Below are 15,431 nucleotides of genomic sequence, written 5' to 3'. Positions count from 1 at the left end.
TCTAGATTTATTTCCAGAACCACTAATATAGTTATATATCGTCGCTGCCTGCTGCCGCGGACTCACCGCTGAACCGAGGGAAACCTATGAAGCTTCAACAACTGCGCTACATCTGGGAAGTGGCGCACCATGACCTCAACGTCTCCGCGACGGCGCAGAGCCTGTATACCTCCCAGCCAGGTATCAGCAAGCAGATCCGCCTGCTCGAAGACGAATTGGGTGTTGAAGTCTTTGCCCGCAGCGGCAAGCATCTGACCCGCGTTACCCCGGCCGGTGAGCGCATCATCAATACCGCAGGCGAAATCCTGCGCAAGGTCGAGAGCATCAAGCAGATTGCCCAGGAGTTCTCCAACGAGAAGAAGGGCACGCTGTCCATCGCCACCACCCACACCCAGGCGCGCTATGCGTTGCCGCCGGTTATCAGCAGCTTCATCAAGCAGTATCCGGAGGTGTCCCTGCACATGCATCAGGGTTCGCCCATGCAGATTGCCGAGATGGCTGCGGACGGTACGGTCGATTTCGCCATCGCCACCGAGGCGCTGGAGCTGTTCGGCGACCTGATCATGATGCCGTGCTACAAGTGGAACCGTTGCGTTGTGGTGCCGCAGGGGCACCCGCTGGCCAAGCTGCCGAAACTGACCCTGGAAGCCGTCGCCGAGTACCCGATCGTCACCTACGTGTTCGGTTTCACCGGGCGCTCAAAGCTGGATGAAGCTTTCAATCACCGTGGCCTCACGCCAAAAGTGGTCTTCACCGCGGCTGACGCCGACGTGATCAAGACGTATGTGCGCCTGGGGTTGGGCGTGGGTATCGTTGCCGGCATGGCTGTGGACGCCAAGCTCGACAGTGACTTGGTGGCGCTGGATGCCAGTGAGCTGTTTGAAGCCAGCATCACCAAGATCGGCTTCCGTCGTGGCACCTTCCTGCGCGGCTTCATGTGCGACTTCATCGAGAAGTTTGCCCCGCACCTGACCCGTGAAGTGATGGCCAAGGCCATTCAGTGCCATAACAAGCAAGAGCTGGAAGAATTGTTCGAAGGCGTCGAACTGCCGGTGCACTGATTCGGGGGTGATGGGGCCGCTGTGGGAGTAACGGCCCTTGCTCAATGTCTAAAAGCTGGCGCGATCCCTGTGGGAGCGGGCTTGCCCGCGAACACGGGCGAAGCCCGTGCCATCCACCGCGGTGTCTTCTTCGCGGGTAAACCCGCTCCTACAGGCCGCCCTAGCTATCTCAAGCCTTGCTGATCAGGTTGCCCGCATGCAACCCGCATTCCTTCTGCGTCGACTCTTCCCACCACCAGCGCCCTTCACGCTCATGCTGGTTTGGCAGCACCGGGCGGGTGCATGGCTCGCAGCCAATGCTGATGAAGCCACGCTCGTGCAGGCTGTTGTACGGCAGCTCGAGCATGCGGATATAACCCCATACCTCTTCACTGCTCATCTGCGCCAGTGGGTTGAACTTGTACAGCGTGCGCTCAGGCGTGGAAAAGGCGCTGTCGATTTCCAGTGCCGCCACCTGGCTGCGGGTGCCCGGGCTTTGGTCGCGGCGCTGGCCGGTGGCCCAGGCGCTGACGGTGGCCAGCTTGCGTCGCAGCGGCTCGATCTTGCGAATGCCGCAGCACTCGCCATGGCCGTCCTTGTAGAAGCTGAACAGGCCCTTTTCCTTGACGAACGGGTCGAGCTTGGCGCGGTCGGGGCTGAGGATCTCGATGGGCAGGTTGTACTGTTCGCGTACCTGGTCGATGAACCGGTAGGTCTCCGGGTGCAGGCGCCCAGTGTCGAGGCTGAATACCTTTACCTGCTTGTTCAGCTTCCAGGCCATGTCGACCAGCACCACATCCTCGGCGCCGCTGAAGGAGATCCACAGGTCATCACCGAAGTGCTCGAAGGCAAGCTTGAGGATGTCCTGCGGGGACTTGTTGGCATAGGTCGCGGCCAGGGCGGCGACGTCGAAGGGTTGGCTCATCAGGCGGTTTCCATCTTGGCTGTGGCGCTGTGCGCTCGTAGTAGGGGGATGGTAACAAAAAAATCGTGGTCTAGATGGGCTCACAAGCCCTGCAGGGTCTGCATCAGCACCCGCACTTTGGCGATCGACTCTTCATACTCGGCCTGCCACTGCGAGTCGGCTACCACCGCGCCGCCGCCCCAGCAACTGACCTGGCCATCTTTGATCAGCAAGCTGCGAATGGCGATCGAACTGTCCATTTCGCCGCGCACATCCACATACAGCAGCGAGCCGCAGTACAGCGCGCGGCGCGCGGGCTCCAGTTCGTCGATGATCTGCATGGCGCGGATCTTCGGTGCGCCGGTGATCGAGCCGCCAGGGAAGCTGTCGCCGATCAGGTCCAGCGCATCCTTGTCGCTGGCCAGCTGGCCGGTGATGCTGCTGACCAGATGGTGCACGTTGGGGTAACTCTCCAGGCTGAACAGTTCCGGTACCTTCACTGAGCCAATCTCGCACGTGCGCCCCAGGTCGTTGCGCAGCAGGTCGACGATCATCAGGTTTTCCGAGCGGTCCTTCGGGCTGTGCAGCAGCTCCTGGGCATTACGCTGGTCTTGCGCCGGGTCACTGGCGCGTGGGCGGGTGCCCTTGATCGGCCGGGTTTCCACCTGGCCCTGGCTGACGCGGATGAAGCGCTCGGGCGAAAAGCTCAGCAGGGTACTGCCGTCGGCCAGTTGCTGGTAGCCGGAGAAGGGGGTCGGGCAGGCCTGGCGCAGGGCCTGGTAGGCCCGCCATGGATCGCCTTGGCAGGGTGCGCGAAAGCGTTGGGTGAGGTTGATCTGGTAGCAGTCACCGGCCTGGATGTAGCGTTGTACCTGGTCGAAAGCGGTTTTGTATTGCTCCGGCTCCAGGTCACCGGCCATCGGCGCGAGCAGCCGGAAGTCGCCGGTGGTGGCGCTGGTGTCCTGGAACAGGCTGATCAGGCGTTCGCGCTCGTCGCCGGCCAGGCTAGGGTGGAACACCAGCTGGCTGGTGCCGAGCAAGTGATCGCTGACCAGTGCCCAGGCATACAGGCCCAGTTGTGCGTCTGGCAGGCCCAGGTCGTCCACGGCCAGGCTTGGCAGGTGTTCCAGGCGGCGGCCGAAGTCGTAGCTCAGGTAGCCGATCAGGCCCCCGGCGAAGGGCAGCTCTACACCGTTGGGCAAGTCGGCGTGGCCCAGTTGTGCCAGGCCAGCGCGCAGGCGCTGGAGGAAGACGCGGCCATCTTCATCGGGCTGCGCCTGCAGTTGTTGCAGCGGCCAGGCGCTGAGCAGGTCGAAACGCCCGCGTTCGGCGCCGGGGCGAGCGCTGTCGAGCAGGATCGCACCGGGGGCCTGGCGCAGGTGGGCGAAATAGGCGGCAGGGTCGGGCTGGTAGGGCAGGGGGTGTAGCGTGCAGGTCGGCATCAGTATGGACGGCGATGTAAAAGCGAGGAGGGCGATTGTAGACCTGTGCAGGAAAAGCGCCTAGCGCTGGGTACGACATTCAACATTGTGTTTGGCCCATACGCAGCACAAGGCAGTTCCTGCAGGTCGAGCGAAGCGCTTGAATCAACTGCAGTGCTTGCAAGAGCAACCTTGTGCTGCGAATGGGCTGCAAGGCAGCCCCTGTATTTCAGCGGTTGGGCACATGCCCGAACAGACCCTGTGCTACCCGTACCCGCTGCTCGGCGTCTTCGGTCACACCCTCCTTGGCCAGTGCTTCGATGTGCGCCTCGATGGCATGGGTGCGCTGAGTCAGGCCGCAGTCGTTGGCAATCTGGATGTTCAGCCCCGGGCGGGCGTTGAGCTCCAGAATCAGCGGGCCCTTGTCCTGGTCAAGCACCATGTCCACGCCGATATAGCCCAGGCCGCACAGTTCATAGCAGCCAGCGGCCAGCTTCATGAAACCGTCCCAGTTCGGCAGTTGTACGCCGTCCACCGCGTTGGTGGTGTCCGGGTGCTTGCTGATGATGTTGTTCAGCCAGGTGCCGCGCAGGGTCACGCCGGTGGCCAGGTCGACACCCACACCGATGGCGCCCTGGTGCAGGTTGGCCTTGCCGCCGGACTGGCGGGTCGGCAGGCGCAGCATGGCCATTACCGGGTAGCCCATCAGCACGATGATGCGGATGTCCGGTACACCTTCGTAGCTGATGCTCTTGAATATCTGGTCCGGGGTCACGCGGTACTCGATCAGCGCGCGGTCGCGGTGCCCGCCGAGGGAGTACAGCCCAGTGAGGATGCTGGAAATCTGGTGCTCGATTTCCTCATGGCTGATGATCTTGCCCGACACTGTGCGGTAGCGATCCTCGAAGCGGTCGGCGATTACCAGGATGCCGTCACCGCCGGCGCCTTGCGCCGGCTTGATGACGAAATCGCTGCGACCGCCGATGATCTGGTCGAGCTTCTCGATCTCTTTTTCGGTCTCGATGATGCCGTACATTTCCGGCACATGGATGCCGGCCGCCAGTGCGCGCTCCTTGGTGATGATCTTGTCGTCGACGATCGGGTACAGGTTGCGCTTGTTGTACTTCAGCACATAGTCCGCGTTACGCCGGTTGATCCCCATGATGCCCCGGGCCTCCAGGGCTTTCCACGTCTTGATGAGGCCAAACATCAGGTGTCTGCCTTGTTCAGGAAAGCCTTGAAGCGCACGAGCTCGGTCAGGCGGTAGCCGCGATAACGGCCCATCGCCAGCATGAAGCCCACCAGGATCAGCAGCACCGCCGGGAAGGTGAACACGAAGTACACCAGCTCCGGCACCATCATCAGCAGGTGTGCCAGGGAGGCGGCGAACAGGGTGCCGATGGCCACTTTCATGGCATGGCCGCCACCACGCTCCTCCCAGGTGATCGACAGGCGTTCGATGGTCATGGTCAGGATCACCATCGGGAACAGCGCTACCGACAGCCCGCGTTCAAGGCCCAGCTTGTGGCTGAACAGGCTGATGGCGGCAATCAGCACCACGACGAAGGTCAATACCACCGACAGGCGTGGCAGCATCTGCAGCTTGAGGTGTTCCAGGTACGAGCGCAGCGACAGGCCCAGTGCTGTGATCACCGTGAACAGCATGATACCGAAGCCCAGCTGGGTTTCGCGGAACGCCAGGGCGATCAGCACCGGGGTGAATGTGCCCAGGGCCTGGATGCCGATCAGGTTGCGCAGCACCAGGATCACCAGCACGCCGATCGGGATCATGACCATGATCATGAAGGTTTGCTGGGTTTGCAGTGGCAGGCCGTACAGCGAGTATTCGAGGAAGTCGGCGTCGGTGTTCTCGTCGGTCAGCTTGGCCAGGCGGATGGCGTTCATCTCGCTGTTGTTCATGCTGAAGGTGACGGTGGCCTTCTTGCCGCCATCGACGGTGATCAGGTTGTCGTCACCGGTCCACCACAGCAGGCGGTCGCTCGGCAGGCCTTGCTCACCGGTGTCCGGGTTGAAGTACAGCCAGTCGTCGCCGTTGAAGCTGCGCAGCCACAGCTCCGGGGTTTGCGGGGTGTCGGCCAGCAGGCGGATGGTGTGCACCTTTTCCATCGGCACGTGGGCGATCGACAGCAGCAGGTCGATGACCTGGGCCTTCTTCATTGCCGAAGTGTCGCCGGCCAGCAGCAGCTTGACGTTGTCGTCGTTGAGGTTGTTGACCCGCTTGATGGTCTCGCTGACGAAGGTCTCGACGTCGGCCGAGTGCTGACGTATAGGCGCCATCAGGGCTTCAGCGGCGATCTTCTCGGGGCCTTCGACGGCCAGGCTGTCACGGAAGGTCGGGCCTTTGACCTTGGTCTTCTCGTTGCTGTAGCGCTTGGTCAGTACCAGGCGGTAGTAGAGGGTCTGGTTGCCACTGGCGCGACGTGCCGACCAGGTAACCTTGCGGTTGCCGTCGGCACGGTTGATGCTGACCCCGTAGTTGTTGGAGATGAAGCTCTCGTTGAGGCTGACGTAGTCGCGGTTCAGCGGTGGCACGAACATCTGCACCTTGACCGGGTCCTTGCTGCTGGCCACGAACTCGACCTTGGCGTCGATGTTCCACAGGTCGTCGGTTTCATCCTCGGTCACCGGGATGCCGAGCACGAAGATCTGATAAGCCGTGACCGCCACGCCCAATAGCACCAGCACGGTGATCAGGACTTTCAGATGGAGGGTAAGAGAGCGCATCGGGATTACTCTGCTTTGGGAGCGTCGGTGGCACAGGCAGGTTTGCCGGCCGCATATTTAAGGCTTGGGTCAACCAGTGCGTCGAAGTGCTTGAGCGCCTCGGAACCGATCAGCAGCGGGAACTGGAACGCGCTGCGGTCGGTGAGGTTGACTTCGATGGTGCGCCTGGTCTGGCCCATGCAGATTTCGAGTTCGATGACCGGGCGGGCCGTGTAGGCCTTGCCCGATTCGGCATCATAGTCGCCGGCCCGGCGCTTGATCTTGCTGACGCGTGCCAGTGGGCGTTCGATCGGGTGCGAATGGGCCGCATCGATGGCGAGGTAGAAGCGTACCCAGCTTTCGCCATTGCGCTTGAACCGCTTGATGTCGCGGGCGCTGAGCGACGCGGTCTTGGCACCGGTGTCGAGCTTGGCGGCCACTTCCAGGTCCAGGTCGCCCAGATGTGCGTATTCGTTGAGACCATACACGGTCTTGCCCGCAGCCTGGCCAAGGGCCGGCAGCAGGGTGAGGCATAGCAGCAATAAAACGGGTGTAAGTCTCATATTCCTGGCGCGGTGCATTGCAAGGTTCTAGGCAAGGTTCAGGTCAAGGTGACTGGCAATTACTGCGCAAGCTTCCTCGTTTATCTGTCAACAGGCACGAATGCATGACAGACAGGCTATCCATACCCCATCGGAGGCGCGGCATTCTATCACGCCGACGTCTTGACGCCAGCGGTGCGCGATCTGACAGCGTTGAAGTGGTGATAGTTCGCGATTAGACGATTGTCGACAATGTTCATTTTGTCTTTGACTTGCAGGTCTTGTTTCGCTAGTTTCTGACCAAGAGTTTTAAAAGGTGTCGACAATATGCAGGACCTTTCCACCCCCGGCCCGGTGCTGACAGACGAAACGGAAACCCTCTCCGAAAACGTCTTCCGACGCATCCAGGCGGCCATTGTCAAGGGTGATATCGCCCCCGGCAGCAAGATTTCCGAACCGGAGTTGGCGCGCACCTATGGCATCAGCCGCGGGCCGCTACGCGAGGCTATCCACCGCCTTGAAGGCCAGCGCCTGCTGGTGCGCGTGCCGCATGTGGGCGCGCGGGTGGTATCGCTCAACCACGCCGAGCTGATCGAGCTGTACGAAATCCGCGAGTCGCTGGAAGGCATGGCCTGCCGCCTGGCCGCCGAACGCATGAGCCAGGCCGACATCGACGAACTGCGCCGGGTGCTCGACACCCATGAGCGCGATGCCGCGTTCCAGGCCGGCCTGGGCTACTACCAGCAGGAAGGCGACTACGACTTCCATTACCGGATTATTCAGGGTAGCGGCAACCAGACCCTGGTCAAGATGCTCTGCGGCGAGCTGTACCAGCTGGTGCGCATGTACCGTATCCAGTTCTCTGCCACGCCTAACCGGCCACGCCAGGCCTTTGCCGAACACCATCGCATTCTTGATGCCATCGCCGACCGTGACGGCGAACTGGCCGAACTCCTGATGCGCCGCCACATCGGCGCGTCCAAGCGCAATATCGAGCGTCACTACCTGGACGCCCACAACAACAGCACACGAGGTGAGAAATGACAGTCAAGAGCACCCCCGGTCAGCGTTTCCGTGACGCCGTTGCCGCTGAGCATCCGCTGCAGGTGGTTGGCGCCATCAACGCCAACCATGCCCTGCTGGCCAAGCGCGCCGGCTTCAAGGCCATCTACCTGTCAGGTGGCGGCGTGGCCGCCGGCTCCCTGGGCCTGCCAGACCTGGGCATCACTGGCCTGGACGACGTGCTCACTGACGTGCGTCGCATCACCGACGTGTGCGACCTGCCGCTGCTGGTGGATGTCGACACCGGCTTCGGCGCTTCGGCTTTCAACGTTGCCCGTACCGTGCGCTCGATGAGCAAGTTCGGCGCTGCCGCCATCCATATCGAGGACCAGGTTGGCGCCAAGCGTTGCGGCCACCGTCCCAACAAGGAAATTGTCAGCCAGCAGGAAATGGTCGACCGTATCAAAGCTGCCGTCGACGCCCGCAGCGATGACAGCTTCGTGATCATGGCGCGTACCGATGCGCTGGCCGTCGAAGGCCTGAACGCCGCCCTGGACCGTGCCCAGGCGTGTGTCGAAGCTGGCGCCGACATGATCTTCCCGGAAGCCATCACCGAACTGCAGATGTACAAGACTTTCGCTGATCGGGTGAAGGCACCGATCCTGGCCAACATCACCGAGTTCGGTGCCACGCCGCTGTACACAACCGAAGAGCTGGCCTCGGTCGACGTGTCGTTGGTGCTGTACCCGCTGTCGGCGTTCCGCGCCATGAACAAAGCAGCCGAGAACGTGTATACCGCGCTGCGCCGTGACGGCACGCAAAAGAATGTGATCGACACCATGCAGACCCGCATGGAGCTTTACGATGCCATTGGTTATCACGCCTTCGAGCAGAGCCTCGATGCACTGTTTGCCCAGAAGAAGGGCTAAGCGCTAGCGCCCGAATTAGCCAGAAAGCATCCATAACAAATTCAAGAAAGGAGAAACACCATGGCCGAAGCAAAAGTACTCAGTGGCGCAGGCCTGCGTGGCCAGGTGGCCGGCCAGACTGCACTGTCGACCGTGGGCCAGGCCGGTGCCGGGCTGACCTACCGTGGTTATGATGTGCGTGACCTGGCCGCCGGTGCCGAGTTCGAAGAAGTCGCCTACCTGCTGCTGTACGGCGAGCTGCCAACCCAGGCTGAACTGGCCGACTACAAGCGCAAGCTCAAGGGCCTGCGTGACCTGCCGCAAGCCTTGAAGGAAGTGCTTGAGCGCATCCCGCGCGATGCCCACCCGATGGACGTCATGCGCACCGGTTGCTCGGTACTGGGCACCCTCGAACCAGAACTGACCTTCGAAGCCCAGCGCGACAAGACCGACCGCCTGCTGGCGCTGTTCCCGGCCGTGATGTGCTACTGGTACCGCTTCACCCACCATGGCGTACGCATCGACTGCACCACTGATGAAGACACCTTGGGTGGCCACTTCCTGCACCTGCTGCACGGCAAGAAGCCGAGCGAGCTGCACGTCAAGGTCATGAACGTGTCGCTGATTCTCTACGCTGAACACGAATTCAACGCCTCGACCTTCACTGCCCGCGTCTGCGCCTCGACCCTGTCTGACTTGTACTCCTGCGTTACCGCAGCCATCGGCTCGCTGCGTGGCCCGCTGCACGGCGGTGCCAACGAGGCTGCGATGGAACTGATCGAACGCTTCCAGAGCCCGCAGGAAGCCACCGCCGAACTGCTGCGCATGCTCGAGCGCAAAGACAAGATCATGGGCTTTGGCCATGCCATCTACAAAGAGTCCGACCCGCGCAACGAGGTGATCAAGGGCTGGTCGAAGCAGCTGGCTGACGAAGTGGGTGACAAGGTGCTGTACCCGGTGTCCGAAGCCATCGACAAGACCATGTGGGAGCAGAAGCGCCTGTTCCCCAACGCCGACTTCTACCATGCCTCGGCGTACCACTTCATGGGCATTCCGACCAAGCTGTTCACCCCGATCTTCGTCTGCTCGCGGCTGACCGGCTGGGCGGCGCACGTCTTCGAGCAGCGCGCCAACAACCGCATCATCCGCCCGAGCGCCGAGTATGTCGGCGTCGAACAGCGCCAGTTCGTGCCGATCGAGCAGCGCTGAATAGCTATAGAGAGGCAACCCGTTTCCCTTGAGGGAGCGGGCGTGCCCGCGAATGCACCCGGCCTTGTAACCACTGTGCACCTGCTGACGCATTCGCGGGCACGCCCGCTCCCACAGGTACGGTGAAACCTTCCGAATCCTGTGACCGAGCCTGATTCCATGATGAACACTGCATACCGCAAGCACCTGCCAGGCACCGACCTGGACTACTTCGACGCCCGCGCGGCGGTCGAGGCGATCAAGCCCGGCGCCTACGACGGCTTGCCATACACGTCCCGCGTGCTCGCCGAGAACCTGGTGCGCCGCTGCGACCCTGCTACGCTCGACGCCTCGCTGAGCCAGCTGATCGAACGCAAGCGCGACCTCGACTTCCCGTGGTTCCCGGCCCGCGTGGTGTGCCATGACATCCTTGGCCAGACTGCGCTGGTCGACCTTGCCGGCCTGCGTGACGCCATTGCCGACAAAGGCGGCGACCCGGCCCAGGTCAACCCGGTGGTGCCGGTGCAACTGATCGTCGACCACTCGCTGGCCGTCGAGTGCGGTGGTTTCGACCCGCAGGCCTTCGAAAAGAACCGCGCCATCGAAGATCGCCGCAACGAAGACCGCTTCCACTTCATCAACTGGACCAAGAAGGCGTTCAAGAACGTCGACGTGATCCAGCCGGGCAACGGCATCATGCACCAGATCAACCTGGAGAAGATGTCACCGGTGGTCCACAGCGACCGCGGTGTCGCCTACCCGGACACCTGCGTCGGCACCGACAGCCACACGCCGCATGTCGATGCACTGGGTGTGATCGCCATCGGCGTAGGCGGCCTGGAAGCCGAAAACGTGATGCTCGGCCGCGCCTCCTGGATGCGTCTGCCGGAAATCGTCGGCGTCGAGCTGACTGGCAAGCTGGCCCCGAACATCACTGCCACCGACCTGGTACTGGCCTTGACCGAATTCCTGCGCAAGCAGAAAGTGGTCGGCGCTTACCTGGAGTTCCATGGCGAGGGTGCCCGCGCCCTGACCTTGGGCGACCGCGCCACCATTTCCAACATGGCCCCGGAATACGGCGCCACGGCGGCGATGTTCGCCATCGACCAGCAGACCATCGACTACCTGCGCCTGACCGGCCGTGAAGAGCAGCAGGTCAAGCTTGTGGAAACCTACGCCAAGGCCACCGGCCTGTGGGCTGACAGCCTGGGCGGCGCGGTCTACGAGCGTACCCTGAGCTTCGACCTGTCGAGCGTGGTACGCAACATGGCCGGCCCGTCCAACCCGCATGCCCGCGTCGCCACCAGCGACCTGGCGGCCAAAGGCATCGCCGGCAGCTGGGAAGAGGTGCCGGGGCAGATGCCGGACGGCGCGGTGATCATCGCTGCCATCACCAGTTGCACCAACACCAGCAACCCGCGCAACGTGATTGCCGCAGGCCTGATTGCGCGCAATGCCAACAAGCTGGGCCTGACCCGCAAGCCGTGGGTCAAGTCGTCGCTGGCTCCCGGCTCCAAGGCCGTGCAGCTGTACCTGGAGGAAGCAGGGCTGGAGAAGGAGCTGGAGCAACTTGGCTTTGGCATCGTCGCCTTTGCCTGCACCACCTGCAACGGTATGTCCGGCGCCCTGGACCCGGTGATCCAGCAAGAAATCATCGACCGCGACCTGTACGCCACTGCCGTGTTGTCGGGTAACCGCAACTTCGACGGGCGTATCCACCCGTACGCCAAGCAGGCCTTCCTGGCTTCGCCACCGCTGGTGGTGGCGTATGCCATTGCCGGTACCATTCGTTTCGACATCGAGAAGGATGTGCTGGGCGTGGTCGATGGCAAGGAAATCCGCCTCAAGGACATCTGGCCCAGCGACGAAGAAATCGATGCGGTGGTGCGTGCAGCGGTCAAGCCGGAGCAGTTCCGCAAGGTCTACATCCCGATGTTCGCCATTGAGGAAGACCGCGGGCCGAAAGTTGCGCCGCTGTATGATTGGCGCCCGATGAGCACCTACATCCGCCGCCCTCCCTACTGGGAAGGCGCCCTGGCCGGCGAGCGCACCCTGCGCGGCATGCGTCCCCTGGCGGTGCTGCCGGACAACATCACCACCGACCACCTGTCGCCGTCCAACGCCATCATGCTCGACAGCGCCGCCGGTGAATACCTGGCGAAAATGGGCCTGCCGGAAGAGGACTTCAACTCCTACGCCACTCACCGGGGTGACCACCTGACGGCCCAGCGCGCCACCTTCGCCAACCCCAAGCTGTTCAACGAAATGGTGCGCAATGACGATGGCAGCGTGAAACAGGGCTCGCTGGCGCGTATCGAGCCGGAAGGCAAGGTTACCCGCATGTGGGAGGCGATCGAGACCTACATGCAGCGCAAGCAGCCGCTGATCATTGTCGCCGGTGCCGACTACGGCCAGGGTTCGTCCCGTGACTGGGCGGCCAAGGGCGTGCGTCTGGCCGGTGTCGAGGCGATCGTGGCCGAAGGCTTCGAGCGTATTCACCGCACCAACCTGGTAGGCATGGGCGTGCTGCCGCTGGAGTTCAAGCCGGGCACCGACCGCAAGACCCTGGGCCTGGATGGCAGCGAAACCTATGACGTGCTGGGTGCGCGTACGCCACGGGCGACCCTGACCCTGGTGGTTACCCGTGCCAATGGCGAGTGCCTGGAAGTACCGGTGACCTGCCGTCTGGACACCGCCGAGGAAGTGTCGATCTACGAAGCGGGCGGGGTGCTGCAGCGCTTTGCCCAGGACTTCCTCGAAGCGACCGCCTGAGCATGAATCGGGGGCCGCAAAGCGGCCCCAGGGTATTTCACCGGACTATCAGGATGCCCAAGAAAATGTCACATGTACCCCAGATCAAAATCCCCGCCACCTACATCCGCGGCGGCACCAGCAAAGGCGTGTTCTTCCGCCTGCAAGACCTGCCCGAGCAGGCGCAAATTCCAGGTCCCGCCCGCGATGCGCTGCTGCTGCGGGTAATCGGCAGCCCCGACCCTTACGGCAAGCAGATCGACGGCATGGGCGGCGCCACGTCGAGCACCAGCAAGACCGTGATCCTGTCGCAAAGCATCAAGCCCGAGCACGATGTCGACTACCTGTTCGGCCAGGTCAGCATCGACAAGGCCTTCGTCGACTGGAGCGGCAACTGCGGCAACCTGTCCGCTGCGGTCGGTTCGTTTGCCATCAGCAGTGGCCTGGTCGACCCGGCGCGTGTTCCGCGCAACGGTATCGCCACCGTGCGTATCTGGCAGGCGAATATCGGCAAGACCATCATCGCCCACGTCCCGATCACTGAAGGTGAAGTGCAGGAAACCGGCGACTTCGAGCTGGACGGGGTCACCTTCCCGGCGGCCGAGGTGCAGCTGGAGTTTCTTGACCCTGCAGCCGATGAAGACGGCGGTGGCGGTGCCATGTTCCCCACCGGCAATCTGGTCGATGACCTGGAAGTGCCGGGGGTCGGTACGTTCAAGGCGACCTTGATCAATGCCGGTATCCCGACCATTTTTGTCAATGCTGCCGATATCGGCTACACCGGTACCGAACTGCAGGACGCCATCAACGGCGATCCGCAGGCGCTGCTGCGCTTCGAGACCATTCGCGCCTATGGCGCCGTGCGCATGGGGCTTATCGACAACGTCGACCAGGCTGCCGGGCGTCAGCACACGCCGAAAGTGGCGTTCGTCGCGCCGCCGAGCACCTACACTGCCTCCAGTGGCAAGGCGGTGCCGGCCGGTGAGATCGACCTGCTGGTGCGGGCCTTGTCGATGGGCAAGCTGCACCATGCCATGATGGGTACGGCTGCGGTGGCAATTGGCACTGCGGCGGCCATTCCGGGCACGCTGGTCAACCTCGCCGCTGGCGGAGGCGAGCGCAGCGCTGTGCGTTTCGGTCATCCTTCGGGCACCCTGCGGGTCGGGGCCGAAGCACGCCAGGTGAATGGTGAGTGGACGGTAACCAAGGCAATCATGAGCCGTAGTGCTCGCGTGCTGATGGAGGGCTGGGTTCGCGTGCCTGGCGATAGCTTCTAAAGCACCACTGGCGCTCGGCTTCAAGAGGGGCCGCTTTGCGGCCCTTCGCGGGCTTGCCCGCTCCCACAGGTAATCACAGGGTTTGAATGCTGTGATATCCCTGTGGGAGCGGGCAAGCCCGCGAAGGGCTGCACAGCAGCCCCGGCAATTCTGAAGGGAGCTGGATATGAGCGCCAACGTAGACCTCAACGATCGCCCGGATTACGACCGGGTGCTACAAACCCTGGCCGATTACGCCCTCGGCTACCGGGTCGATTCCCGCGAGGCCCTGGACACCGCGCGCAACTGCCTGATGGACACCCTCGGTTGCGGCCTTCTCGCCTTGCGCTTCCCTGAGTGCACCAAGCTCCTTGGCCCCCAGGTGGAAGGCACGCTGGTCCCGAATGGTGCTCGCGTCCCCGGCACCTCCTATCGCCTCGACCCGGTCAAGGCTGCCTGGGACATTGGCTGCACGGTGCGCTGGCTGGACTACAACGACACCTGGCTGGCCGCCGAATGGGCTCATCCCTCGGACAACCTTGGCGGCATCCTGGCAGTGGCTGACCACCTGTCACAGAAACGGGTTGCCGCGGGTGAAAAGCCACTGCTGATGCGTGATGTGCTCGAGGCGATGGTCATGGCGCATGAGATCCAGGGCGTGCTGGCGCTGGAAAACGCCTTCAACCGTGTCGGCCTCGATCACGTGATTCTGGTGAAGGTCGCCTCGACCGCCGTGTGCGCCAGGCTGATGGGGGCCAATCGTGAGCAGATGCTCTCGGCCTTGTCCCACGCCTTCGTCGACGGCCAGGCCCTTCGTACCTATCGCCATGCGCCCAACGCCGGTTCGCGCAAGTCCTGGGCTGCGGGTGACGCCTCCAGCCGAGGTGTGCGCCTGGCCGACATCGCCTTGCGTGGGGAAATGGGCGTGCCGGGCGTGCTCACGGCGTCGCAGTGGGGGTTCTACGATGTTTCGTTCAGCCATACCAACAAAGACCTGGCGCTCAAGCCCGCTGGGCAGTACGAGCTGCGCCTGCCCCAGGCGTTGGGCAGCTATGTGATGGAGAACGTGCTGTTCAAGGTCAGTTTCCCTGCCGAGTTTCATGCGCAGACCGCCTGTGAGGCAGCAGTAACCCTGCATCCACTTGTGCGTAACCGTCTGCATGAAGTCGACCGCATCGTCATCACCACCCAGGAATCAGCGATCCGCATCATCTCCAAGAGCGGCCCACTGGCCAATGCCGCCGACCGTGACCACTGTCTGCAGTACATGGTGGCCGTGCCGCTGATCTTTGGTCATCTGGTGGCGGAGCATTATGAGGACGCCTTCCATGCCAACCACCCCAGTATCGACCGCCTGCGCGAGAAGATGGAGGTGGTGGAAGACCCGCGCTTCAGTCGCGAGTACCTGGAGCCGGGCAAGCGTTCGATCGCCAACGCGCTGCAGGTGTTCTTCAAGGATGGCAGCAGCACCGAGCAAGTGGTGGTGGAGTACCCGATCGGGCATCGTCGGCGGCGCGGGGAGGGGATACCGTTGCTGGAGGCCAAGTTCAGGGCCAACCTGGCGACCCGCTTTGCCCGGCAGCGGTGTCAGCAGGTTTTCGAACTGTGCAAGGACCAGCAGAAGCTGGAAGGCACGGCTGTGCACAGGTTCGTGGACTTGTTTGTGATATGAAGCGGCCGGCACAGGCCCAAACA

The 15,431-nt window shown here is 62.7% G+C and carries 12 protein-coding genes; 7 read left to right on the top strand and 5 right to left on the bottom strand.

Translation table 11 applies throughout. The features are described from left to right. The first annotated feature begins 86 nt into the window (after positions 1–86). The gene (gene cysB, locus LU682_RS19340; RefSeq protein WP_010953293.1) at positions 87–1,061 is read left to right on the top strand and encodes an HTH-type transcriptional regulator CysB; all 975 of its coding nucleotides are present in this window, start codon (positions 87–89) and stop codon (positions 1,059–1,061) included. 169 nt (positions 1,062–1,230) lie between these two features. On the opposite strand, the gene LU682_RS19335 is transcribed toward cysB, so the two are convergent. From LU682_RS19335 to rloA, 5 genes are all read right to left on the bottom strand, one after another. Continuing rightward, positions 1,231–1,965, bottom strand: coding sequence for a phosphoadenylyl-sulfate reductase (locus LU682_RS19335; protein WP_003250299.1), 735 nt, complete (start codon positions 1,963–1,965; stop codon positions 1,231–1,233). An 80-nt stretch (positions 1,966–2,045) separates the two neighbouring features. Beyond that, the gene (gene pabB, locus LU682_RS19330; protein ID WP_010953294.1) at positions 2,046–3,386 is read right to left on the bottom strand and encodes an aminodeoxychorismate synthase component I; all 1,341 of its coding nucleotides are present in this window, start codon (positions 3,384–3,386) and stop codon (positions 2,046–2,048) included. Positions 3,387–3,594: 208 nt separating this feature from the next. Then, a complete protein-coding gene (locus LU682_RS19325; protein ID WP_010953295.1) occupies positions 3,595–4,575 on the bottom strand; it encodes an alpha-L-glutamate ligase-like protein in 981 nt (326 codons plus the stop codon). Then, positions 4,575–6,110: an osmotic stress tolerance membrane protein RloB gene (gene rloB, locus LU682_RS19320; protein WP_010953296.1), complete on the bottom strand. Its 1,536-nt coding sequence runs from the start codon at positions 6,108–6,110 to the stop codon at positions 4,575–4,577. Before rloB ends, LU682_RS19325 begins: the two co-directional genes overlap by 1 nt. Before the next feature lie 5 nt (positions 6,111–6,115). Continuing rightward, positions 6,116–6,652: a retropepsin-like aspartic peptidase RloA gene (gene rloA, locus LU682_RS19315; RefSeq protein ID WP_010953297.1), complete on the bottom strand. Its 537-nt coding sequence runs from the start codon at positions 6,650–6,652 to the stop codon at positions 6,116–6,118. Between the two features lie 306 nt (positions 6,653–6,958). On the opposite strand from rloA, the gene LU682_RS19310 reads away from it, so the two are divergent. From LU682_RS19310 to prpD, 6 genes are all read left to right on the top strand, one after another. Then, on the top strand, positions 6,959–7,675 hold the full coding sequence (locus LU682_RS19310) for a GntR family transcriptional regulator (protein WP_003250308.1): 717 nt from the start codon (positions 6,959–6,961) through the stop codon (positions 7,673–7,675). Next, positions 7,672–8,562, top strand: coding sequence for a methylisocitrate lyase (gene prpB / locus LU682_RS19305; RefSeq protein WP_010953298.1), 891 nt, complete (start codon positions 7,672–7,674; stop codon positions 8,560–8,562). The genes LU682_RS19310 and prpB overlap by 4 nt, the downstream gene beginning before the upstream one ends. A 60-nt stretch (positions 8,563–8,622) precedes the next feature. Continuing rightward, positions 8,623–9,750 carry a bifunctional 2-methylcitrate synthase/citrate synthase gene (gene prpC / locus LU682_RS19300; RefSeq protein WP_003250313.1) on the top strand — a complete coding sequence of 376 codons (1,128 nt, stop codon included), beginning with the start codon at positions 8,623–8,625 and terminating at the stop codon, positions 9,748–9,750. Positions 9,751–9,912: 162 nt separating this feature from the next. Then, positions 9,913–12,501 carry a Fe/S-dependent 2-methylisocitrate dehydratase AcnD gene (gene acnD, locus LU682_RS19295; protein ID WP_010953299.1) on the top strand — a complete coding sequence of 863 codons (2,589 nt, stop codon included), beginning with the start codon at positions 9,913–9,915 and terminating at the stop codon, positions 12,499–12,501. A gap of 65 nt (positions 12,502–12,566) precedes the next feature. Continuing rightward, positions 12,567–13,757: a 2-methylaconitate cis-trans isomerase PrpF gene (prpF, locus tag LU682_RS19290; RefSeq protein ID WP_010953300.1), complete on the top strand. Its 1,191-nt coding sequence runs from the start codon at positions 12,567–12,569 to the stop codon at positions 13,755–13,757. Positions 13,758–13,923: 166 nt separating this feature from the next. After that, positions 13,924–15,408 carry a 2-methylcitrate dehydratase gene (gene prpD, locus LU682_RS19285; protein WP_010953301.1) on the top strand — a complete coding sequence of 495 codons (1,485 nt, stop codon included), beginning with the start codon at positions 13,924–13,926 and terminating at the stop codon, positions 15,406–15,408. Positions 15,409–15,431 lie beyond the last annotated feature (23 nt).

The organism is Pseudomonas alloputida, assembly GCF_021283545.2.
Taxonomy (GTDB): Bacteria; Pseudomonadota; Gammaproteobacteria; order Pseudomonadales; family Pseudomonadaceae; genus Aquipseudomonas; species Aquipseudomonas alloputida.
This window is presented reverse-complemented; position numbering and strand designations above follow the sequence as displayed.

What these genes read in the sequence shown, in the direction of transcription:
- cysB (WP_010953293.1), top strand. Translation starts at nt 87, where the DNA reads ATGAAGCTTCAACAACTGCGCTACATCTGGGAAGTGGCGCACCATGAC.
- LU682_RS19335 (WP_003250299.1), bottom strand. Translation starts at nt 1,965, where the DNA reads ATGAGCCAACCCTTCGACGTCGCCGCCCTGGCCGCGACCTATGCCAAC.
- pabB (WP_010953294.1), bottom strand. Translation starts at nt 3,386, where the DNA reads ATGCCGACCTGCACGCTACACCCCCTGCCCTACCAGCCCGACCCTGCC.
- LU682_RS19325 (WP_010953295.1), bottom strand. Translation starts at nt 4,575, where the DNA reads ATGTTTGGCCTCATCAAGACGTGGAAAGCCCTGGAGGCCCGGGGCATC.
- rloB (WP_010953296.1), bottom strand. Translation starts at nt 6,110, where the DNA reads ATGCGCTCTCTTACCCTCCATCTGAAAGTCCTGATCACCGTGCTGGTG.
- rloA (WP_010953297.1), bottom strand. Translation starts at nt 6,652, where the DNA reads ATGAGACTTACACCCGTTTTATTGCTGCTATGCCTCACCCTGCTGCCG.
- LU682_RS19310 (WP_003250308.1), top strand. Translation starts at nt 6,959, where the DNA reads ATGCAGGACCTTTCCACCCCCGGCCCGGTGCTGACAGACGAAACGGAA.
- prpB (WP_010953298.1), top strand. Translation starts at nt 7,672, where the DNA reads ATGACAGTCAAGAGCACCCCCGGTCAGCGTTTCCGTGACGCCGTTGCC.
- prpC (WP_003250313.1), top strand. Translation starts at nt 8,623, where the DNA reads ATGGCCGAAGCAAAAGTACTCAGTGGCGCAGGCCTGCGTGGCCAGGTG.
- acnD (WP_010953299.1), top strand. Translation starts at nt 9,913, where the DNA reads ATGAACACTGCATACCGCAAGCACCTGCCAGGCACCGACCTGGACTAC.
- prpF (WP_010953300.1), top strand. Translation starts at nt 12,567, where the DNA reads ATGTCACATGTACCCCAGATCAAAATCCCCGCCACCTACATCCGCGGC.
- prpD (WP_010953301.1), top strand. Translation starts at nt 13,924, where the DNA reads ATGAGCGCCAACGTAGACCTCAACGATCGCCCGGATTACGACCGGGTG.